15 protein-coding genes are annotated in these 22,605 nt (G+C 41.0%); 6 read left to right on the forward strand and 9 right to left on the reverse strand.

Annotated elements, in window-relative coordinates; genetic code table 11:
* Window positions 1–15 precede the first annotated feature (15 nt).
* Window positions 16–4,596 carry a type II CRISPR RNA-guided endonuclease Cas9 gene (cas9, locus tag K6V30_RS20445; protein WP_055268997.1) on the reverse strand — a complete coding sequence of 1,527 codons (4,581 nt, stop codon included), beginning with the start codon at window positions 4,594–4,596 and terminating at the stop codon, window positions 16–18.
* A gap of 167 nt (window positions 4,597–4,763) precedes the next feature.
* On the opposite strand from cas9, the gene K6V30_RS20450 reads away from it, so the two are divergent.
* Window positions 4,764–5,306 carry a 3'-5' exonuclease gene (locus K6V30_RS20450; protein WP_055268998.1) on the forward strand — a complete coding sequence of 181 codons (543 nt, stop codon included), beginning with the start codon at window positions 4,764–4,766 and terminating at the stop codon, window positions 5,304–5,306.
* A gap of 105 nt (window positions 5,307–5,411) precedes the next feature.
* On the opposite strand, the gene uxuA is transcribed toward K6V30_RS20450, so the two are convergent.
* The 6 genes from uxuA to K6V30_RS20480 form a co-directional block, all read right to left on the reverse strand.
* A complete protein-coding gene (gene uxuA / locus K6V30_RS20455) occupies window positions 5,412–6,581 on the reverse strand; it encodes a mannonate dehydratase (RefSeq protein WP_010538691.1) in 1,170 nt (389 codons plus the stop codon).
* Window positions 6,582–6,609: 28 nt separating this feature from the next.
* Window positions 6,610–7,422, reverse strand: coding sequence for an SDR family oxidoreductase (locus K6V30_RS20460; RefSeq protein ID WP_055268999.1), 813 nt, complete (start codon window positions 7,420–7,422; stop codon window positions 6,610–6,612).
* Window positions 7,423–7,445: 23 nt separating this feature from the next.
* Window positions 7,446–8,516, reverse strand: coding sequence for a LacI family DNA-binding transcriptional regulator (locus K6V30_RS20465; protein WP_055269000.1), 1,071 nt, complete (start codon window positions 8,514–8,516; stop codon window positions 7,446–7,448).
* Between the two features lie 388 nt (window positions 8,517–8,904).
* Complete coding sequence (locus tag K6V30_RS20470) at window positions 8,905–9,192, reverse strand: YtxH domain-containing protein (RefSeq protein WP_010538694.1); 288 nt, start codon at window positions 9,190–9,192, stop codon at window positions 8,905–8,907.
* 44 nt (window positions 9,193–9,236) lie between these two features.
* Window positions 9,237–9,482: a GlsB/YeaQ/YmgE family stress response membrane protein gene (locus K6V30_RS20475; RefSeq protein WP_010538695.1), complete on the reverse strand. Its 246-nt coding sequence runs from the start codon at window positions 9,480–9,482 to the stop codon at window positions 9,237–9,239.
* 364 nt (window positions 9,483–9,846) lie between these two features.
* Window positions 9,847–10,980: a glycerate kinase gene (locus K6V30_RS20480; RefSeq protein ID WP_055269001.1), complete on the reverse strand. Its 1,134-nt coding sequence runs from the start codon at window positions 10,978–10,980 to the stop codon at window positions 9,847–9,849.
* A gap of 99 nt (window positions 10,981–11,079) precedes the next feature.
* Between K6V30_RS20480 and K6V30_RS20485 the strand changes: the two genes are divergently transcribed.
* Window positions 11,080–12,285: an MFS transporter gene (locus K6V30_RS20485; RefSeq protein ID WP_055269002.1), complete on the forward strand. Its 1,206-nt coding sequence runs from the start codon at window positions 11,080–11,082 to the stop codon at window positions 12,283–12,285.
* A 79-nt stretch (window positions 12,286–12,364) separates the two neighbouring features.
* Here the strand turns inward: K6V30_RS20485 and K6V30_RS20490 are convergent, their stop codons facing one another.
* A complete protein-coding gene (locus tag K6V30_RS20490; RefSeq protein ID WP_055269003.1) occupies window positions 12,365–13,846 on the reverse strand; it encodes a RagB/SusD family nutrient uptake outer membrane protein in 1,482 nt (493 codons plus the stop codon).
* A gap of 17 nt (window positions 13,847–13,863) precedes the next feature.
* Window positions 13,864–16,992, reverse strand: coding sequence for a SusC/RagA family TonB-linked outer membrane protein (locus K6V30_RS20495; RefSeq protein ID WP_055269004.1), 3,129 nt, complete (start codon window positions 16,990–16,992; stop codon window positions 13,864–13,866).
* A gap of 164 nt (window positions 16,993–17,156) precedes the next feature.
* Between K6V30_RS20495 and K6V30_RS20500 the strand changes: the two genes are divergently transcribed.
* The 4 genes from K6V30_RS20500 (at window position 17,157) to K6V30_RS20515 (ending at window position 22,605) form a co-directional block, all read left to right on the forward strand.
* On the forward strand, window positions 17,157–18,263 hold the full coding sequence (locus tag K6V30_RS20500) for a DUF4421 domain-containing protein (protein WP_055269005.1): 1,107 nt from the start codon (window positions 17,157–17,159) through the stop codon (window positions 18,261–18,263).
* Window positions 18,264–18,354: 91 nt separating this feature from the next.
* Entirely contained in the window at window positions 18,355–20,769 is a 2,415-nt protein-coding gene (gene bioA, locus K6V30_RS20505) for an adenosylmethionine--8-amino-7-oxononanoate transaminase (RefSeq protein WP_055269006.1), read from the forward strand.
* A 25-nt stretch (window positions 20,770–20,794) separates the two neighbouring features.
* Complete coding sequence (locus tag K6V30_RS20510; protein WP_010538702.1) at window positions 20,795–21,949, forward strand: 8-amino-7-oxononanoate synthase; 1,155 nt, start codon at window positions 20,795–20,797, stop codon at window positions 21,947–21,949.
* Window positions 21,946–22,605: a DUF452 family protein gene (locus tag K6V30_RS20515; protein WP_010538703.1), complete on the forward strand. Its 660-nt coding sequence runs from the start codon at window positions 21,946–21,948 to the stop codon at window positions 22,603–22,605. Before K6V30_RS20510 ends, K6V30_RS20515 begins: the two co-directional genes overlap by 4 nt.

Genomic DNA, 22,605 nt, shown 5'->3' on the forward strand with positions numbered 1-22,605 from the left:
AATTAAGAACTAACACTATTCAGATTTACCTAATTTGACAATATTTCCCAACCTATCAACTTTAACAGGAATACAAATCTCCTTAATCATCTCATTGGAGATTGCCCTTTCCATTTTATTAAGAGGTGAAAATTCGTATTTATCAACAATTATATTAGCTATATTATGCTTTATAAAAAAACATTGACTTCCAGAAGAAGAGACCATTTTATAAATCCTACTTTTATCTATCGGTTGAGTAATATGACCATTCACGATATCTTCAGAAGTAGGAAGATAAACTAAATCATTAGGTGATAAGACAAAAGAGGGGACATTTCCTTTCTCATCTTCTGGAGCTGTAGATAATCCTCTTTTCTGTCTTTCAATAGCAATATTCAAAGGTATTGTTGCATAATTTCTTTTACGTACAATAGAATTCGTTTTTTCATCCGGATATTCAGTTTCATACACAGCAAAGAATAAATTTGTCCCTTTTGCTGCTTCCACAAATTTAGAAGATTTGTTGCCTCGCTGTCCTACCTCAAACTTATCAGCCTTTTCATAAACGCGAACTTTAGCTATGGGATGATGACCTTTACCTTTATTCAGTTGAATAATATTGCGATTCATTTCGTCAATGCCATCTGGTGAAAAAGCTCGCTCCGGATCATTTTCTTTTAATTCTAAATGACGAAGTAATATTTGCTGGATTCCAGTATCTGTGATGCAACTTTCTATTTTCTTTTTATCAAAACTTGCATCCAAAGGTTTGCGAGTTGCAAAATACCGGTCCTTAGTTTCTTTTGTAAAATAGTATATATTCATCTTAGACAAAGATATATCACTCCATATATCTTTATGCTCCTCAAAGTATTTTTTTATTTTCTTTATATCAAAATTCTGTTGAAGTAAAGATAACAATTGTCTTTTTAAGTCCTTTTCCACAATAAACTGTGGATTCTTAAGCGCCTCATTTAAAGATACCGATTTCACTTTACGCAAATTCACCTCTCCAAATACAGTGTCTTTATGCATTGGTTTACGAATAGCCCAACTATCACCTTTTACTTGTTTTACTAGAACTTTCTTTCCGTTCTCGTAATGCCAATAATAATTACTCGTTTTATTTATAACACGTAGATTTTGTTTAAAACTAACAATTATATTTTCCAATGCAACATATACATCCTGTGTAAATGTATCCCATGGCTTTTTAACCCTCCATTGATAATTTCCTTTATCATCTGTCCTCACCTTATCACATAGAATAGCTTGTAAGTCATGACGGCTTATCTTAGCCTTTCTACTTGCAGATTCATTATTCAAATAATTAACAATATTACGATTAGCACATGCAATCACAATAGCATCCATCGCATGATGTCGATGATCTATTCTTTTTTTATTAAATCCTTTTTGTAATTCAAGCGGCATCGCAGGAATCTCATTACCGGCAGCATTTTTCGCTGTAAAATTAGTCGAATTTGTCAACTCATTCAAACGCAGGAAACGAGGTAACACTATTTTATTCCAAACATCATTTATTCCCCAATCTTTCTTTAAGCGATCAGTTACACCTCCTGTACAAACAATAACATTCTTCGAAACAGCTTCCTGCTCCGCCTTTTCACGAACAACATTGGATAATAATGTCTTAACAACTTTACTAATATAACGACTGTCGTTCAATTGACGTTCTATAAATTGCTCCGGTATTTCATCCATCAATAGTTTTTTCATTTTCCCACGATTTCGCGAATAATTATCCTTCACAAATTGTTCATATACACTAACTGAAAATATTTCTACTATCTTACCAAATCCCAATTCTACTTTTTCCCCATGATGTTTCTTTATAAACTCATAACCCAACGCATTGTCTTTAAGTTTATTTACCTCCGCTTCACAAATTACCTTATTACTAAAAGAATCGTCGAAATATCGCGATTGTGGAATAACGTGCTCAATCTCGTAAGCTGATGTAAACAATTTACTGAGAGGAATCATTTCACCAGTATAAGGCGAACGATATTTTTGCTCAAGCCATAGTTTATAGCGAAGAATTTCACTTGTTGTAGGACGCTTCTTTGCATCATTCTCATTGAACTTTTTCAATATTCCCGCTATATCGCCAGGTACTTCCGCTACACTGTTTAATACTCCATCCTCATAAATACGTAAAATATCCTGCTGGCCCAACGAATAAGGGCGTACATTTTCTATCTCAAACTCAGGATTCACAAACTCTGTAAGCAAAGCTTTCACTCGTAAATTTGCATTCTCATTTTCGATTATCTGTGATGTAATTCTCTTTCTTTTATCAGCAGGGTTCTTCATTTCACGGCCTAATTCCACGTGAATTTCGTCAATACAACCTACCTGTTTCCAGATGTCACGCACAGTACGCAATGTTTCTGTGATCACCTGCTCTACTATCGGATTTCTTAGTGAATGCTGTTTAAAATTCCGTATATATTCATCTATTTCTTCTGGAGATTTCCATTCAGTTATTTCTCTAGTTTCCGAATGACGGTCGTATACAACATAGCATGCCAACCAATCCGGTAATGCACGGAAATGCCTGATATCATTCAATCGGATAGTTTTCTCCCTTACTCTATCTCTAATTTTCTCATCATATTCACCCGTTACAATCTTATCTATGCGCTCTCTTGTATTCACATCAATAGCATCTTCACTCCAATATTTTCCCATTCGCATTAAAGAAAGTAATTTCTTTATCGCTTTAGCAGAATAAGAACCATACTCTTTTTTAAAAGGAGGAATATTGCTAAATACCTTCACAAAAGAATCACTTAAATGATACTTGGAAGCAAAGGTTCTTAAAGCTTTCGTAATTTCTTGTCTGTCTTCTACAGAATACAAAATATGCCATAGCGCTTCTTCCATTTCCTTAGTTAGAATATCTTCTGAAATACCTGCTTTTGCAAAATAAGTCAAAATCATTGCATGTGTTTCATTACAAGGATATGATTTATCTTCCACATAATTCCACCGATAATTATCTATATCTCCCTTTAGACCAAACGGACGATATTTCAAAAATTCTTTTTGATCTATAATCTTCTTCTTATTCAGCCATTCAAAAAGAGCCACATAATCATTCTCACATGTTAAAAATTTATCAGTAACATCTACATCTGTGACTAATTTCTGAACAGAAGTTGATTGTGAAGAAAATAAATCTAACTGTTTATCAACAACTTCAACAACACTTTCTCTTTGATAAATTCTAATACTAGATATAAATTTCCATAAACGAAACTCTTGAAACAACGGATGTGATTTAGCAATACATTTAATAGGTGAATATTTTATCTCTCCCGTCTCCTTATCTATATATATATTTCTTTCATATGGACAGTTATCAATTAAAGACTTTTTACTCTTAAGTGGACGCTGATAGAATAATATATCATTCATAAACAAATAAACAAAGTCTCGGTCAGTAATCGCGTTCCGATGGGTATCATTATTAGAATACAATTCGTTCAAGCACTCAATATATAAATCCTTATCCTGCAATTCCGAATGAAATTCAGTTTGTTTTTCCAATATTTGCTTAAGTTCTGCTTTATAGTATTTCCGTTCAATTGTACGCACTAATTTTCCACGTACTTTCTGCGTCGGATTTTGCAAAATCGAATCATATATATAAGTACCAACTGTTTTATTAGATTCATCCAAATCTTTTTGGGTTTTCATCTTTATAAGTTTCCACTCGGATTCCCATTCTGCGTCTGTTGGAATTTTAAATCGACACGACAAGCTCCCAGATTCCTCATATTTATCATTCCCATCTTTATCAATATCTACAGTAACGATAATATTTTTTTCTTGCCCTATCCAGTCTGGAATTTCTTTTTTAAAGATTTTACCTTTATCTCCATTTTGTAGCTCAACAATAAGTATTCTTTGCCCTTTATAAGTCTGATTAGTATCAATTATATTTTTAATAATTTGCTTATCAAAGTACTGCCGTGTCTTGGCAGTTTTCATAGATTCATCGTCATCTTCACCACGTAATTGATAGTATCCACGCTTTTGATTAAAGTTTAAAAGAATCCAAGCTAATTCTTCTTTAGATATTTTCTTTTCTAATGCCTTTTTACGAAGATAATAAATCACCCAATCATAAGGTACTTTCTTATTATCTGCGACTAATTCGGGCTGATTTTTCCTAAAGTCTTCCAGCATTTCATTAAATGATTCTATAAAAATAAACTCTAATTCTCCTTCTAGATTTTTACGCCAAGCTATTTTAGGTTCCATATCAGCTGAAAAGTTACCATATCGATCTATGTCTTGCGCATAATGAAAGGGTAAGAAGCCTAACAAATTCAGAATTCTATGTAATCTTGCTCGACGAAGCAAATATCGTTCTCGTAAATGACGCATTCCACGAATTCTTGTTCGCTCTGCCGTTTGAGAAATTGAATTACCTCTATCAAAATCACCTAATATAGCTGCATCCATCGGAATAATTCTACTGCCAGCTGCTTCTATATATTTTAAAGAGTTATCATCTGCAGCATTTAACACAGCCCAACCTATACTATTGGTTCCCAAATCTAATCCTAATATTTTTTTCATCGTATTATTATTTTTCCCAAAGCTACTATTTTTTTTGTATAAAACTATTGGTTTTCTAAATATATTTAGTTAGTTTTGCAAAACTAATTTGAAGCAAATCGCAATAAGGATTATTCCGTTGTGAAAACATTTAGGGCGGGGAAACTCGTCCTTTTTTATCGTTAATAATGAAAAACTTCGCAGCTATCGACTTTGAAACAGCCAACGATAAACGCACCAGTGTATGTAGTGTAGGAATTGTTATTGTAAGGAATGGAAAAATTATAAACAAAATCTATCGACTGATCCGTCCCCGCCCCAATTACTATACTCAATGGACCACAGCTGTTCATGGACTGACTTACAGTGATACAGAAGAAGCGGAAGACTTTCCGGAAGTATGGGCTGAAATTAAGCCGCTCATAGACGGTTTGCCACTTGTTGCCCACAACAGTCCTTTTGATGAAGGCTGCCTCAAAGCAGTTCATGAGTTATACGAGATGACTTATCCCAATTATAAGTTTTACTGTACCTGCCGTACTTCACGAAAAGTATTTGGGAAAGAACTTCCCAATCATCAGTTGCACACGGTAGCAGCACGGTGCGGATATGATTTGACCAATCACCACCACGCTTTGGCTGATGCCGAAGCGTGTGCACAGATAGCGCTTCTTATCATTCCCGAACCGAAAAAGGTTAAAGTTGACCTGCACACCGGAAGCCTGTTTTAATCTATAAATGATATCAGGTAAACAAAATAAAAGACACTACAGCCCTTATTACAATCAATAACAGCCGCAGTGCCTTTATAATACAGTGCTAATTATAAATCCTGATTAAAGTATAGACTTGGCTATACCCATTTCCAAACCACGAAGTTCTGCCAGTCCACGAAGACGACCTAAGCAGGAATATCCCGGATTCGTTTTCTTCTTCAAATCGTCGATCATCTGATGGCCATGGTCAGGACGCATAGCAATAGAACATTTACGACGTTGTTGCAGAAGAATCAAACTCTTCATCACATTGTACATATCCACATTTCCTTCCAGATGGTTTGCTTCGTAGAAGTTGCCTTCTTCGTCACGCTGCGTGCTACGTAAGTGTACAAAATTCACACGGTCGCCAAAACGCTCCATCATACCTGCAAGGTCATTGTCAGCACGGACACCGAAAGAACCGGTACATAAGCAGAGGCCGTTAGACTCGTTAGGAACGGCTTCAATCAGTTTCCTAAAGTCTTCTTCCGTACTCAAGATACGCGGTAAGCCTAAGATTGTATAAGGAGGATCGTCCGGATGGATCACCAGCTTCACCCCTACTTCATCAGCTACAGGAGCTATCTCTTTCAAGAAGAAAATCAGATTCGCACGAAGTTTCTCTGCATCAATATCGTTATAGCGATCTAGTGCTTCCTGAAACTGTGCTACAGTGAAACTTTCTTCTGATCCCGGAAGTCCGGCAATCATATTACGAACCAACAAATTCTTATCGTCTTCACTCATTTGTTCGAAACGAGCTTTTGCTTTAGCTATCTCTTCCGGAGTATAGTCTTTTTCCGCATTCGGACGTTTCAGGATGAAAAGATCGAAAGCAACGAAAGCCGCTTTTTCAAAACGAAGAGCTTTAGAGCCATCAGGCATTGTATAGGCAAGGTCTGTACGGGTCCAGTCCAATACAGGCATAAAGTTGTAAGTAACTACCATTACACCACATTTAGCCAGATTGCGGATACTTTCCTTATAATTTTCGATATATCTCATGAAATCACCGGTCTGTGTTTTAATATGTTCGTGTACAGGTACACTTTCTACCACCGACCAAGTCAATCCCACTTCTTCAATCATTTGCTTACGCTTCATGATTTCTTCTACTGTCCACACTTCGCCATTCGGAATATGATGAAGAGCGTTTACTATACCGGTAGCGCCTGCCTGTTTGATATCCCACAAGCTTACAGGGTCATTCGGACCATACCAGCGCCAAGTTTGTTCACATAAATACATAATGATAAGTATTAAGAAGTATTAAGTATTAGATAGAAAATGCATCGAAACCGCCATCGATAACAGCTACTGTGCCTGTTACGAAGTTAGAAGCATCACTGATCAGGTAATGGATAGTTCCATAAAGATCTTCCGGTTCGCCGAAACGGTTAAATGGAGTATGAGCCAGAATTGTCTTAGAACGGTCGGTCAGAGAGCCATCCGGATTCGTCAATAAAGTACGGTTCTGGTCAGTCAGGAAGAATCCCGGAGCAATGGCATTTACGCGCAGACCATTTCCGAATTTCAAAGCCAGTTCACCGGCCATATATTTAGTAAAGTTAGCGATAGCAGCTTTTGCAGCACCGTAACCCACTACACGGGTCAACGGACGAAGAGCTGATTCTGAACAGAAGTTTACGATAGAACCTTTCTTTTGCTCTACCATGATTTCGGCAAATACCATTGTGGGCAATACTGTACCAAACAGGTTCAAGTCTACCACCTTTTTAAAGGCATCGATCTGTAAGTCAAAGAAAGTTTTGTCCGGAGCGATGGTTGCACCTGCCATATTACCTCCGGCGGCGTTCAGCAATACATCGATACGTCCATAGGCTTTCATTATTTCCACTTTATTGCCTTCCAGCACTTCTTTGTCCATCACGTCAGTGTACAGGAACATCGCTTCATTACCTTCTGCCTTGATACTTTCTACCAATGCTTTACCAGCCTCTTCGCTTCTATCGAGCACAACAACTTTCGCGCCTTCTTTTGCAAGATATGCAGCAATACCTTTACCCAAGATTCCGGCTCCACCGGTGATAACAACGACTTTGTCTTTTACGTTAAATAATTCGTTCATGGTTCTTTTTTTATTTATATGGTTTATAATTTATTGTTCAGATAATATTTCAGATTCTCTTTCAAAAGAATATCAATCGGCATCAGGTTCACTTTTTCAGGATTCTGCTTAAATAACAGATGATTGCACAATGACTTGATGCCATCATATCCTTGTCGTTCGGGGCGTTGTGCTACTAATGCGGTAATGACGCCTTCGGAAAGCAGTTGTGTGTTCCTTTCGATCAGGTCGTAGCCAACCAGCTTAACAGACTTCATCCCCCGTGCCTTCAGATAATTTCCCAAGATATAACAGGTTGAATTGAAAATAATACCACCTTTTATAGAAGAGTTAGCTTCAAAAAGCTCGTCAAGTTTAATGAAGTTATATACAGAATCATTGATTTTCAACTCTACTTCGTGTAACTTCCCACCAAATCCTATTTCTTTCAGATAATGACAGAAACCTTCACGCCTGTTTTTTCCTTGATTGGAGTCATTCTTTCCGCTATGGATAATTCGTGCCATCAGAATGTCAGAAGAGGAAGAGAGTCTGTCCGTCAATAATCTGGCCGCAATCACTCCGGCATCATAAGATTCCGTTCCAAAATATGCAAGCTGATGTTGCCCCTTAATATTAGAGTCAACATACACATAGGGGATCTCATTATTATCGAGCTCCTGAGAAAGACGAATTACAGAATCGGCAAACAGCGTAGCAATCAATACTCCATCCACTTTTCCGTCCAGCAGATTACGGACAGTATCATCAAAAGCTTTATTATTATATTGATCGAAGAAAAGCTTGGTTACAATTATATTATACGACTCCATTTCCGAAGCCGCTTTATCAATTCCTTCGGAAATAGCCTCCCAATATTCACCGTGAGTGAACGAGGGAATGATAGCAACAAAATGGTATTGTTTTTTAGATGCCAACGAACGTGCCATCAAGTTCGGCTGATAATGAACCATTTCCAGAATGGCCTGCACTTTCTTCTTGTTTTCTTCCGATACCCGTCCACGATTATGAATTACCCTGTCTACTGTACCGACAGAGACTCCCGCCATCTTGGCGATGTCCACAATACGAATATTTGAGAATTCTTTATCCATTTACTGATAAGTATCTTGTTTTTCAACGACAAAAGTAAAATGAATTATTGAATTAAACAAAAGTGTGTGCGCACACACATCATAACAAACTATTAATATAATACTATAAATCAACGATTTAAAGCAATACCACAAAGTGCACACATGTTGTTAAACATAAGATATTAAGCAGAAAAGCTATAAAACATCTATTAGAAAAGTAATAAGTATCATGCAAGAAGAGCTTTTTATCTGCAGAAAGAATGGAAAAGAGGTATATGAGAAGCAAAATGTGTACGGGCACACATCACTCTTAATAAGTGAAAAAGGCCTTTAATAATAGGAAGAACAGAACAAATCGAAAGTGGTAACCAGTTCTATTAAAATCGATTACCACTTTCAAGGGCTATTATTTTTCCCATTTGTCTTTTGCCTTTCCAACTACCTTGTCAGCTTCTTCAGCTACTTTATCTGCAACTTTAGCTCCTGTTTCAACAGCTTTCAGGCCCAGATTCATTGCTTTTCTTTCTGCTTCAGCTGCTGCTATTTCAGCGTCACGACCGATACGGTGAATAGCGTTATAAATATCACTTTCCAACTGTTTAGCTTTAGCTGTACGTGAAAGACGATAAGCTACTGCACCAAGAATTGAACCAATTCCAAGTCCAATCCAGAAATTTCCATGTCTACATTCCATAATTAAGTTCTGTTTTTAGATTAAAAATAAATTATATAAAATTATTATTTAGATTTCGAGAATAAAGAAGCAATCCATAACACCAGAATAGCCCCCACAGTAGAAGTAATCAAACTCCCGATCAATCCCGAAGCTGCCAGTCCGAAAAGGGCAAATACCCAACCACCCAGCACTCCTCCGAGAATACCAAGTAACAAATTTATAATAAGGCCAAAACCTCCGCCGCGCATTATTTTACCTGCGAGGAACCCAGCCACAATACCAATAATAATATACCAAATAAAGCCCATTTTATCCTCCTTTTTTTATTTAACAACAGTAGGTGTAGAGAATAGTTCGGTAGGGCAAAAATGAATTAACTACAATTTACAATCCTTAGTTTTAAGACTTTATTCAAAGGAACTTTTACGACCGAAGCTCCCCTTCTATCCAGACAGGAACTTGTTTCTTAGATCGTTCTCTTTTCTATAAAGGGGCTTTCATACGTTATTCCGTTGAACAGTATCTTCGATTCTTTTTTTATACTTATTCTTTTTCGTTCTACCTAGGTGGAACTAAAAGATAACCCACGTAGAACGAAACAAGAATAACATAGCGAGACAGTAATTGATTAAAGGCAGGAGGTTATTTATGGCATAACACAGATATGAACAGTTATAAGGTTGCTAAAGAAATAATCTGAGCAACAGTCCGGCTAATATTATTCTTAGCGGCTTCCGGTTTCATCGCTACTTCCAAAGACATAGGCGAAGGAACAATGGAAAAGATACCTCGAAAACCGGCCTTATTCAAAACTTCCGTATCTGCTATGCTACCTGCTACAACAATGACCGGTATGCCTTGTTTGTTCGCTTCTTCTAATATTCCGAACGGAACTTTTCCCATCACAGATTGGCGGTCTACCCTTCCCTCTCCGGTTATTATCAAATCGGCATCTTTTATTTTCTCATCAAACTTCAATGTCCGGAGCAATAATTCGATTCCCGGCTTCAACTCCGCATTCAGAAAAGCCAGAAATGCTCCTCCCAAACCACCGGCGGCTCCCGCTCCGGCAACCTCTGTGATTTCTCTTCCGGTAGTTGAATGAATCAATCGGGAAAACCTCTTCATACCTGCATCCAGTTTTTCAATCATAGCACCGTCAGCTCCTTTTTGGCGGGCAAAAACGTATGCGGCACCTTCCGGACCACTAAAGGGATTTCGCACATCACATGCTATCGTAAAACGGGCATCTTTCAATGCCGGATGGACAGAAGAAAAATCAATAGCGACAATCTGATCCAAGATTTGACCTCCCTTCCCCAAAATTTCTCCATTCTGATCGTAAAAACGGAAACCTAATGCCTGTAACATACCCAGTCCGGCATCGTTTGTCGCACTCCCTCCGATACCAATTATAAATTCCCGGTATCCATGTTCAATCGCGTGCAATATCAATTCACCGGTTCCATAAGTAGTAGTCAGCATCGGATTCCGTTCCGTTGCCGATAATAATGGCAGCCCGTTCACTGCAGCCATTTCGATAAAGGCAATACGTTTATCGCCCGAAACTCCATAAGCTGTTTCTATCGGACGCATCAAAGGATCACCGGCAATTACCTTTTGATATGCACCTTCGGTTGCTTCCACCAAAACATCGAGCATCCCTTCACCTCCGTCGGCTATCGGAAAACAAACGACCTCACAGTCCGGACAAACTTGTTTTACGCCTTCTTCGGCAGCCTTTTCCGCCTCTGTGGAGGAAAGACAACCTTTGAAAGAATCCATCGCTACTACCACTTTCTTCATATCATACAGAATTAATCGTAGCAAATATATTGAGAAACGGGAAGTTTACGTACCTTTGCAGGCAATTTTTTCAGGAACACTTCAATAGAAATAGGTATTATGGTACAGAATCAAGAACAGCCTGTAGGGAAAATTACGTTCTCTATCTTAATTGCATTAAGTCTTTCACACTGCCTCAACGACCTTTTGCAGTCTGTAGTTTCGGCAGCTTACCCATTGTTCAAGGATGATTTGGGATTAAGCTTCGCGCAAATCGGACTGATCACATTAGTTTATCAACTTTCCGCATCTGTTTTTCAGCCGATTACCGGAATTATCTTTGACAAGTATCCCATTGCATGGTCTTTGCCTATCGGAATGAGCTTTACAATGGTCGGACTTACCAGTCTGGCATTCTCCGACAATCTTCCCTGGATATTATTATCCGTATTTTTAATTGGTATCGGTTCTTCCGTACTGCATCCGGAAGCGTCCCGAATCACTTTCCTCGCTTCGGGTGGAAAACGTGGACTCGCACAATCCTTGTTTCAGGTTGGCGGTAATTTCGGAGGTTCATTAGGCCCATTATTGGTAGCCTTACTGGTAGCTCCTTATGGCAGAGACCATCTTTTCATTTTCTCATTTGTCGCTTTAGCGGCTATTGGGGTGATGTATCCGATATGCAAATGGTACAAATCTTATCTAAACCGGATGAAAGCGCAAATAGTAAGTCTCAGAAAGCCAGTGCATCTCCCACTGCCTATGGATAAGACGGCTATCACTATCGGTATATTATTAATATTGATTTTCTCTAAATATATCTATATGGCAAGTCTTACCAGCTATTATACTTTCTATCTGATTCATAAATTTAATGTAACCGTACAAGAATCGCAGCTATATTTATTTATTTTCTTAGTTGCCACTGCCATCGGAACATTGATCGGCGGTCCGATAGGCGACCGCGTCGGACGGAAATATGTTATCTGGGCTTCCATTCTGGGAGCAGCACCTTTCGCTTTACTTATGCCTCATGCTAATCTTACTTGGACCATTGTGCTTAGCTTCTGTGTAGGGTTAATGCTTTCCTCCGCCTTTCCTGCCATACTGCTCTATGCGCAAGAACTGCTGCCCACCAAATTAGGATTAGTATCAGGGCTTTTCTTCGGATTCGCCTTCGGAGTTGCAGGTGTCGCTTCTGCCGTTCTTGGCAACTTGGCTGATAAAACCAGTATTGAATATGTATATAATGTCTGTGCATATATGCCGCTGCTGGGATTAGTCACTTTCTTTTTACCTAATTTGAAAAAGCAAAAAGCAGCATAAAAACAGCCGGTATGCGTCATCACGACGTATACCGGCTCACAAGTTAAGGTCAAAGTCAAAAAATTAAGAGAGCTATTTATTATAAGTTAGGGTTTGCATTCATTTCCTTCTCAGGGATCGCATACAGGTAATAGCTACTGTTTTCACTAAACGCTTTGCCATTCGGGAAGCTGAGGAACCAATGTCCCAATGGATTTCTCTTTGCAAAGCTACCTCCCTCCTGCCAGCAGTCTACTTCCGTTTTCTGCACTTCTTCGGATAAGGCCGTACGTTCTACCGTTTTCTGGGTACGGAGAATATCAGTGATACCAAAGCCTTCTCCCCAAAGTTCACGACGACGCTCCATCAGTATTTCATCAATGACCGCTTCGTTTGTCTTTCCTGTCACATCATAATTTCCTACCCCACGAGCATTGCGTAAAGTATTCAAAGGGATTACAGCCTGATCTAACGCTACACCGTCACGAACTTTCGCTTCCGCTTCTATCAGATACATTTCTGAAGAACGCATCAACACCAGGTCGGCTGTATCATCTGAGCGCATGTGAAACTTTTTATACCCCAGATATCCTTCGCGCATCCATTGGAACAGAGGCAAGCGGATGTCTCCTTCTATAAAAGTATCTTTCAAATGAGGATCTGCCATGAAACTACTATAAGCTCCGACATAAGTCGCATCTAGATAATAGAAGTTGTAACTTGCATCCGACTGGGAAAGTGTTTGAGGAGATCCCCAGATCCATTCCTTGTTGGAAATATTATTAAAGCCTTCATATTCGGCAGTGGTAGTCATCAGTGAGTATCCTTTGCGGGCAGCTTCGGCAGCTTTTGCAGCCTCTCCCCATTGTCCGGTCAATAAGTACGCACGTGCCAAAAGACCGTTGACAACATCTGCATTCGGTTTGAATTTCTGGGCGTCTCCTTTGCGGACATAGCCTTCCAAATACTCTTGTGCAAGATTCAAATCATCAAAAATACGCTGATAAACTTGTGCTACCGTTGATTTTCCTTTTGGCTCGGTAGTGCTCGTAGTCGGTTCTGTATAAATAGGTACACAAAGGGCATCCTTATCTTTCAGATAGGTAAACTGATAATGCTGTACCAGATGTAAATAACAAAAAGCACGCAAAGCCAATGCCTGCCCCTGTGCCTGTCGAAGTTCCTCGGAGTCCCCTTTAATGGAAATCGCAGTATTACAATTATCTATTGTTTTATATATCAGATACCAGGCAAATGAAGTTCTTCCGTCAGATGGAATCGCTATGTCATTGAACTGATACGAAGAATTGAAACCATATTTCGGACGAGAAACCACATCGCTTGCCATCATATCATCCTGACATTGAAGTGCCCGATAGCCAATATTGGCATAAGTTGTTCCGTACTCGAACAGGTTATACCAAGCTCCGTTGAAGAGACGTTCCGCGTTTCCGGCTACTGCCACCTGATCGGAGCTTACTGCATCCGTGGGCTCTGTATCCAGAAAGCTACTGCTACAACTTGTCGCCAATAGTAATCCGGCAACAGCAGTCAGCATAGATTGTATTTTTATCTTTTTCATATATATATCGTGTAATTTTAGAAAGATAGATTAATACCTCCGGAAATGGTTCGCATAGCCGGATAACGATAATAAGTGATGCCTGTAATTCCCTGTTCCGGGTCAAGTCCCTGATTCCTGTGAATAGTGAAAAGATTATCACCTTGTACAAACACCTGCACGCTGCTCAATGCCAATTTACTGATCAACTGTTTCGGCAAATTGTAAGAAAGAGTCAGATTTTTCAGTCGCATATACGAGTTGTTCTGCAAGAAACGGGTGGAAGCAGAGTTCCAGTTATTGGAAGTAGTACTCAAAGCCGGCACATCCGTATAACGGTTTTCCGGTGTCCATCTTCTCAGTATCTCTGTCGACCAGTCACGACCTTCCAGACTACCGTTGTGCAAAATCATCGTAATATCACGGTTGTAGATATATCCGCCAATGCTATAAGCAAAGATTGCGGAAAGATCGAATCCTTTCCATGAAAGCGAAGTGTTAAAACCACCATATACTTTGGGAAGGGAAGATTTGTTGACGTAATAATAATTTGCCGAAGCATAATCACTTGTAGTAACACGTTTCCCTGTCGGGTTATCATTGGCGTCTACCTCGTCCATATACCACAACGGATTTCCATTGTCGGGGTCTACACCTGCCCACTCTTTCATGTAGAAGTCATAAACAGACCGTCCCACCTGTAGTTTATTCACGCCACTTTGCGGCATATCTTTCAATGGAAGTTCCGTTACCTTATTCTTATAATGTGTCAGGTTCATACCTAGTTTCCATACCCATCCATTCTGGTTAATTATTGTCCCGTTCAACACCATTTCAATACCTGTATTTTTCAGTGCACCTACATTCTCATCAATAGAACCATATCCTAAGGAAGGAGCTATCGGACGGGAATAAAGCAAGTCTTTCGAACGACGTGTAAAGAAGTCGAACGAACCGGAAAAACGGTTATTAAACAGCGAAAAGTCAACTCCAACATTAAAGTTCAGGTTCGTCTCCCATTTCAGGTTGGGAGTAGCCATACGGTCGGAAACCAAAGCATTCTCTCCCAAATTGGAAACAATCGTATAAAGTCCCTTGCTTGCATAATAGGTTCCCAGATTATCATTTCCCTGTGCACCATAACTCATTTTCAAAGTTAAGGCAGATAGCCAGTCGGAAGTACTTGCCATAAACTCTTCACGGTCAATACGCCAGGAAGTTCCCAAAGACCAGAAGTTACCCCAGCGAGTCTCCGGTGCAAAACGGGAAGAACCGTCACGGCGATACGATGCGGAGAAGAAGTATTTATCCTGATAATCATATAACAATTGGGTCAGATAACCCACCAAAGCATAATCGATACGATAGCCTGAGCCACCTGTCAATTGTGAGCCGACTACCAGTTCGGGCATGTCAGGCTGAGCCATTTTGGTGCGCGAAGCAGTCAGTTCATCATAACGGTAAGAATAAGCCTCCATTCCGGCCAGCACATTGAAGTGATGATCGCCGATGGTTTTATCATACGATGCGATATTATTCCATGTCCAAGAGAAAGTACGCGAGTTCAAACGACTGGAACCACCTCCGTTTTCCAAAGCCGGACCTATTTTGGGATTGGTATAATCCAGCGTGTTATAGTTGATCAAGTCGAAATTGAAACTTGTCTTAAACTTCAGTCCTTCGATGATCGTAGCTTCAAGATAAGTACGACCGGAAAATTCATCTTTCATTCGTTCCGATTTATCTAAAGGCAATGTAGCAGGCAAGTTCCAGTTTGCCATAGAACCGGAGGGACGATAAGAACCGAAATCATAGATACGGCTACCATCTTCATTCAGTTTATAGCTGCCATCCGTATTCATTTCATAAATAGGATAAAAGCCGGGCATAGTACGGCCAGCCGTAATTACATTGCTGGTTTTAGAGTCAGAAGACACCGGATAATTCTGCATGGAATGCGCAAAACTCAGGTTAATGCTTCCTTTCAGCCAGGAAGTCATTTCACTCGTCACATTCGAGCGAAGATTAAAACGCTGGTAACCGGATTCCAGTGCGATCCCTTTATCATTCAAATATCCGGCAGAAAAGAAATACTGGTTGGACTTGCCACCACCGGAAACACTCAGGTTCAGTTCCGTGCGGAGTGCTTGCTGTTCCATAGCATCGCTCCAGTCGGAGTTCCATAAAGGGCGGGCACCATCCAGCAATTTTCCATCCGTACCGACAGGCTGCGGATACTGCGTTCCATATGGATTCGGACCGCCGCCCATCAATTTAGTAACCAGATCTTTGGAAGCCTGTGCCGCAGCAGTTTCCGGAGTATAATCCGAACTTTTAGCATACTGGTTCCGGAGTGCTTCCCAATAAAGTTCAAAATATTGATTGGTACTTACCCGGTCATAATCACGTACTGCACGATTGGAACCTCCTAAAGAGGCTTTTACTTTGACTGTCGCCTTTGAGTCCTGTTCCCCTTGTTTCGTCGTAATGATAATAACCCCATTGGCACCACGAGAACCGTATAAGGCGGCAGATGCAGCATCTTTCAATACAGTCATCGAAGAAATATCATCCGGATTGATAGAGTTTACACTACCATCAAACGGAACACCGTCTACAACATATAACGGTGCACTGGAAGCATTAATAGAACCGATACCACGAATACGAATTTCCGCATCCGTACCCGGCTGACCGCTGGCAGCACTAGCCTGTACCCCGGATACCGTGCCTTCGAGCACACGTGATACGCTGGAAGTCTGCAACTTCTCTATTTCTCCGGCTTTCATTGTCGAAGCAGCTCCGGTAAAACTATATTTCTTGGCAGTGACATAAGCAACTACCATCACTTCGTCCAGCTCTTTGCTCTCCGATTCTAAAGTAACATTGATTACATTGCGGTTATTCACCGATTGTTCCACCGTCCGCATTCCTACAAAGCGGAAAACGATAGTCCCATTGGCGGGAGCTTCAATTGAATAGTTTCCATCAATATCTGTAATGGTTCCGGAAGAGGCGCCTTTCACTTGTACGGAAACACCGGGTAAAGGCTCTCCTTCAGAAGTCACAGTACCCGTCACGCGTTTCTCTTGTTGTGCTTCTGCATACACTATATTGCCGGCAGAAAGCAATAGAAACGCCACTAATAAACGTAAATAGATTCTCATAATTTTGTGGCTTAGGATTTATTTGCTTGTTCTAACTAACAGAATACATATCTCATTTGTTTAGGAAACGAAACATTTTTTTAGACGATTATTAGTATAAATCAACGAAAGGTAGTACATTCGTGAAACGAACAGTATCAATCATAGCAACGAAAAATCACAGGATGAAACAAATTGTTCTATCTCTTTTTCTGTTTCTGTCACTCTCCTTACAGGCTCAAACTGAAGGGAGAGATACCCTAATGAACGATAGTCTGCAAGCTGATTCTGTGGTGCCGGCCCAACCGAGCGCTTTCAAAAGAGCCATTAAGAAATTCATGAATTTCAGTGACTTCGACACACTTTACATCAGTCCCAACCGGTATAACTACGCATTAATGACGACACATTTCAGCAACTTTGAATATTATTCTGTTACCAGCAATCTGCCACAACCACAAAAGCTGAGTTTCTCCCCCAATCCACATAACAAAATAGGATTGTACTTTGGCTGGCGATGGATTTTTCTGGGATGGTCCGTAGACGTGGACGATATTTACCGGAAAACGAACCGGAGGAACAAAGGAACAGAATTTGACTTAAGCTTATACAGTTCCAAACTGGGAGTAGACATTTTCTATCGTCGTACGGGTAATAACTACAAAATTCATAAGATCAACGGTTTCCCGGAAGACATCCCCGCCAATTACTCCGAGAACTTCAACGGAATAAAGGTCGATATCAGAGGACTGAACCTATACTATATCTTTAACAACCGCAAATTCTCCTACCCTGCCGCTTTCAGCCAGTCAACCAATCAACGCCGGAATGCAGGTTCGTTTATCGCAGGTTTTTCCATTTCAAAACACAATCTTGAGTTTGATTATACAGAACTTCCCGATTTCATACTGGAAACAATGAATCCCGGCATGAAAGTCAACAATATAAAATACACCAATGCCAATATCAGTTTTGGCTATGCCTATAACTGGGTATTTGCCCGTAACTGCCTGGCATGCCTGTCTCTCACTCCCGCCATAGCCTATAAAGCTTCCGATGTAGATGCAGAAACCCACGAAGGAAAGACATGGTACGGCAATTTTAATCTCGACTTTCTGATTCGTGCGGGAGTAGTCTATAATAACGGAAAATATTTCGTCGGTACCTCATTTGTCGGCAAAAACTACAATTACCACCGGAATAATTTCTCACTGGATAATGGATTCGGAACGCTTCAGGTATATGTCGGATTCAATCTCAATTTACGCAAGGAATACAGAAAAAAGAAGTAGAAGCAGATACAGCAGAAATCATTAACTTGCTTGCTTATCCAAAGAATCTTTGTACATTTGCCCCGTTCTTTACTTCAAAAACAAGAACCTGATGAAGAAACAACGCCACATACAGACCACACGTTCCCTTCTTTCCCGCTTCCGCTATTGGGGCAGAAAGAACTATGCCGCTTTTGCGAGTATGGGACGTGAATTCCAAATCGGTCACCTGCATACGAATGTGGTAGCTGTGGCTCTTCGCAAGCAGAATGCTGCACAAACTATCCCTTATCATACATTTATGACACTTCAAGAAATCAAAGACCAAGTATTGGCAGGCATTGACATATCGCCCGACCAAGCCGCTTGGCTGGCCAACATGGCCGACAGCGAGGCGCTATATGCCGCCGCGCACGAGATTACCATCGCATGTGCTTCGCACGAATTCGACATGTGTTCCATCATTAACGCCAAGTCCGGCCGGTGTCCGGAGAATTGCAAATGGTGTGCACAATCCTCTCACTACAAGACCCAAGCCAAGATTTACGATCTCCTGCCCGCTGAAGAGTGTCTCCGACAGGCAAAATACAACGAAAGTCAAGACATCAACCGTTTCTCCCTCGTCACCAGCGGACGAAAACCTTCTTCCAAACAGATAACACAACTTTGCGACACAGTCCGCCTCATGCGGAATCATTCGTCAATTCAGCTTTGCGCATCATTGGGATTACTCAACGAAGAAGAACTCCGCTCACTACACGATGCCGGAATCACCCGCTACCACTGTAACCTCGAAACAGCCCCTTCCTTTTTTCCCAAACTCTGCTCCACACATACACAAGAGCAGAAACTGGCAACTCTCGATGCTGCCCGCCGGGTAGGTATGGATATCTGCTGCGGTGGAATTATCGGTATGGGAGAAACGATGGAACAGCGTATCGAATTTGCTTTCACACTGGCAGAACTGAATGTACAGTCTATTCCCATCAACTTGTTAAGTCCGATACCCGGAACCCCATTAGAAGGTGAAAAGCCCTTGAGTGAAGAAGAAATTCTGAGAACTGTTGCCCTGTTCCGCTTTATCAATCCCACCGCTTTCCTGCGTTTCGCCGGAGGTCGTTCACAACTCACTCCCGAAGCCATGCACAAAGCACTATTCATCGGCATCAATTCCGCTATTGTGGGCGATCTGCTGACAACGCTCGGTTCGAAGGTTTCAGATGACAAAAAGATGATTCTGGAAGAAGGATACCATTTCGCGGATTCTCAATTTGATCGTGAACATTTGTGGCATCCTTATACCTCTACGACCGATCCATTACCTGTTTATAAAGTGAAACGGGCAGACGGAGCAACAATTACCCTCGAAGATGGACGGACATTGATTGAAGGAATGTCATCCTGGTGGTGTGCAGTGCACGGATACAACCACCCGACACTGAATCAGGCAGCAAAAGACCAGCTAGATAAGATGTCACATATCATGTTTGGAGGACTGACGCATGATCCGGCCATCGAATTAGGTAAGCTACTATTGCCATTGGTTCCCCCGTCCATGCAAAAGATTTTTTATGCGGATTCCGGTTCGGTAGCAGTAGAGGTTGCCTTAAAAATGGCCGTACAATACTGGTATGCAGCCGGAAAACCTGAAAAAAATAATTTCGTAACCATCCGCTCCGGTTATCACGGTGACACTTGGAATGCAATGTCCGTATGCGATCCCGTAACAGGAATGCACAGCCTTTTCGGTTCATCGCTTCCTGTCCGTTATTTTGTTCCGGCACCCTCTTCCCGATTTGACGGAGAATGGCATCCGGAAGATATCATCCCCTTGCAGGAGACCATAGAGAAACACTCTAAAGAACTGGCGGCACTTATCCTCGAACCTATTGTTCAAGGGGCAGGCGGTATGTGGTTTTATCATCCGCAATATCTGCGTGAAGCGGAAAAACTCTGCAAAGAATATGATATTCTCCTGATATTTGACGAAATAGCAACAGGATTCGGACGTACCGGCAAACTCTTTGCCTGGGAACATGCCGGAGTAGAACCGGATATCATGTGTATAGGAAAAGCACTGACCGGAGGATACATGACGCTGTCTGCTGTACTGGCAAGCAACCGGATAGCAGATACGATCTCCAATCATGCACCGGGAGCTTTTATGCACGGTCCCACTTTTATGGGTAATCCGCTCGCTTGCGCAGTAGCATGCGCTTCCGTCCGGCTCTTGCTCGATTCCTGCTGGGCAGAGAACGTGAAACGAATTGAAACTCAGCTAAAGGAGGAACTGGCTCCTGCCCGCAAGTTAGCGCAAGTAGCGGATGTACGGATATTAGGAGCCATAGGAGTCATCGAAACAAAACGCTCAGTAAACATGGCATATATGCAACGCCGCTTTGTAGAAGAAGGTATCTGGGTACGCCCTTTTGGAAAATTGGTTTATCTGATGCCTCCGTTCATCATTGCTCCGGAGCAGTTAAGTAAACTAACTACCAGAGTGCTCAAGATAGTAAGCGAGATGTAACTTATTTTTTATCATTGTATAAAGTATGATTTTAGACAACATAAATCAAGAACTTCTGATTTTAAAAGAAAAGAAGAATTACCGTTCCCTTCCGCAGTTGACTCATGAGGGAAGAGATGTGATAGTAAACGGACAACGAATGCTGAACCTTTCATCCAATGATTATCTGGGGTTAGCCAATGATTTGTCTTTAAGAGAGGAATTCTTAAAGAACCTCACCCCTGAATCATTTCTGCCCACTTCCTCTTCTTCCCGCCTATTGACAGGCAACTACACTGTCTATGAGGAGCTGGAACAACAATTAAGCACTATGTTCGGAGCAGAAAGCGCCCTCGTATTCAATAGTGGATACCATGCCAATACAGGTATTCTTCCGGCAGTCAGCGATGCCCGGACATTAATACTTGCGGATAAACTTGTACATGCAAGCCTGATAGACGGAATCAGATTATCATCTGCCAAATGTATCCGGTATCGCCATAATGATTTACCCCAGCTCCAACGTCTTCTTGAAGAAAACCACAGTATGTATGAGAAGATCATAATCGTTACCGAAAGTATCTTCAGTATGGACGGAGATGAAGCCGATTTACAAGCATTGGTACGATTGAAACACAATTACTCTAACGTTCTTCTTTATGTAGACGAAGCCCACGCTTTCGGAGCACGAGGCAAAAAAGGCTTAGGATGTGCCGAAGAACAAAATTGCATCAACGACATAGACTTTCTGATAGGAACTTTCGGAAAAGCAGCGGCATCTGCCGGAGCATATATCATCTGCCGACAAATCATCCGGGAGTATCTGATCAATAAGATGCGTACATTTATCTTCACAACAGCACTTCCTCCTATCCAGATTCAATGGACTTCATGGGTACTGAAGCACCTCACCGATTTCCGGAAGAAAAGAGAACATCTGCTGCAAATCAGTCGGCAACTGAAAGAAGCACTGTCCGATAAAGGGTATCAGTGTCCTTCTGTCAGCCACATTGTACCGATGGTGGTCGGAGCAAGCGAAGATACCATAAAGAAAGCAGAAGAATTGCAACGCAAAGGGTTCTACGCTTTGCCTGTACGCCCGCCTACAGTGCCCGAAGGGACTTCCCGTATCCGTTTCTCATTGACAGCGGACATCACAGAAAATGAAATCGACAGACTAATAGAAATAATAAACCAATGAAACAGCATTTTATCATCAATAACAGTCAAAAACAGCTACTATTATTCTTTGCCGGCTGGGGAATGGATGAAACACCATTTCTTCACATCCAGCCTGCAGGATGTGATTGGATGATTTGTTATGACTATCGCTCGTTAGAGTTCGATACTACTTTGATGCAAGCATATTCCGAAATAACTCTGATTGCATGGTCGATGGGAGTTTGGGCTGCCTCGCAGATAATGAAGCAGCATCCTTCCCTGCCTGTTTCCCAAAGTATCGCCATCAACGGAACACTTTATCCCATACATGCAACGAAAGGAATTATGCCATCTGTCTTTGAAGGTACCCTGCAAGGATTGAATGAACAAACGCTACAGAAGTTCCAGCGAAGAATGTGTAACTCTTCCACCGATTACAAAGCTTTTCAAACAATAGCTCCCAAGCGTCCGGTTGAAGAGTTAAAAGAAGAACTTGCTGCCATCCGGCAACAATGCCTGTCATCGGTATCTTCAGACTTCATCTGGCATAAAGCCATCGTAGGGAAAAATGACCGGATTTTCCTTCCGGAGTATCAAGAGACAGCATGGAGAAATAAAGTAGATTCCCTTGTAAATGTCGAAGCCGCTCACTATCAGCAGGAACTTTTTTATGAGGTAATTATGAACATCAAGTAA

Origin of the sequence: Bacteroides faecis (assembly GCF_020091505.1) — a bacterium.
In the GTDB taxonomy this organism is placed as follows: Bacteria; Bacteroidota; Bacteroidia; order Bacteroidales; family Bacteroidaceae; genus Bacteroides; species Bacteroides faecis.

What these genes read in the sequence shown, in the direction of transcription:
- cas9 (WP_055268997.1), bottom strand. Translation starts at nt 4,596, where the DNA reads ATGAAAAAAATATTAGGATTAGATTTGGGAACCAATAGTATAGGTTGG.
- K6V30_RS20450 (WP_055268998.1), top strand. Translation starts at nt 4,764, where the DNA reads ATGAAAAACTTCGCAGCTATCGACTTTGAAACAGCCAACGATAAACGC.
- uxuA (WP_010538691.1), bottom strand. Translation starts at nt 6,581, where the DNA reads ATGTATTTATGTGAACAAACTTGGCGCTGGTATGGTCCGAATGACCCT.
- K6V30_RS20460 (WP_055268999.1), bottom strand. Translation starts at nt 7,422, where the DNA reads ATGAACGAATTATTTAACGTAAAAGACAAAGTCGTTGTTATCACCGGT.
- K6V30_RS20465 (WP_055269000.1), bottom strand. Translation starts at nt 8,516, where the DNA reads ATGGATAAAGAATTCTCAAATATTCGTATTGTGGACATCGCCAAGATG.
- K6V30_RS20470 (WP_010538694.1), bottom strand. Translation starts at nt 9,192, where the DNA reads ATGGAATGTAGACATGGAAATTTCTGGATTGGACTTGGAATTGGTTCA.
- K6V30_RS20475 (WP_010538695.1), bottom strand. Translation starts at nt 9,482, where the DNA reads ATGGGCTTTATTTGGTATATTATTATTGGTATTGTGGCTGGGTTCCTC.
- K6V30_RS20480 (WP_055269001.1), bottom strand. Translation starts at nt 10,980, where the DNA reads ATGAAGAAAGTGGTAGTAGCGATGGATTCTTTCAAAGGTTGTCTTTCC.
- K6V30_RS20485 (WP_055269002.1), top strand. Translation starts at nt 11,080, where the DNA reads ATGGTACAGAATCAAGAACAGCCTGTAGGGAAAATTACGTTCTCTATC.
- K6V30_RS20490 (WP_055269003.1), bottom strand. Translation starts at nt 13,846, where the DNA reads ATGAAAAAGATAAAAATACAATCTATGCTGACTGCTGTTGCCGGATTA.
- K6V30_RS20495 (WP_055269004.1), bottom strand. Translation starts at nt 16,992, where the DNA reads ATGAGAATCTATTTACGTTTATTAGTGGCGTTTCTATTGCTTTCTGCC.
- K6V30_RS20500 (WP_055269005.1), top strand. Translation starts at nt 17,157, where the DNA reads ATGAAACAAATTGTTCTATCTCTTTTTCTGTTTCTGTCACTCTCCTTA.
- bioA (WP_055269006.1), top strand. Translation starts at nt 18,355, where the DNA reads ATGAAGAAACAACGCCACATACAGACCACACGTTCCCTTCTTTCCCGC.
- K6V30_RS20510 (WP_010538702.1), top strand. Translation starts at nt 20,795, where the DNA reads ATGATTTTAGACAACATAAATCAAGAACTTCTGATTTTAAAAGAAAAG.
- K6V30_RS20515 (WP_010538703.1), top strand. Translation starts at nt 21,946, where the DNA reads ATGAAACAGCATTTTATCATCAATAACAGTCAAAAACAGCTACTATTA.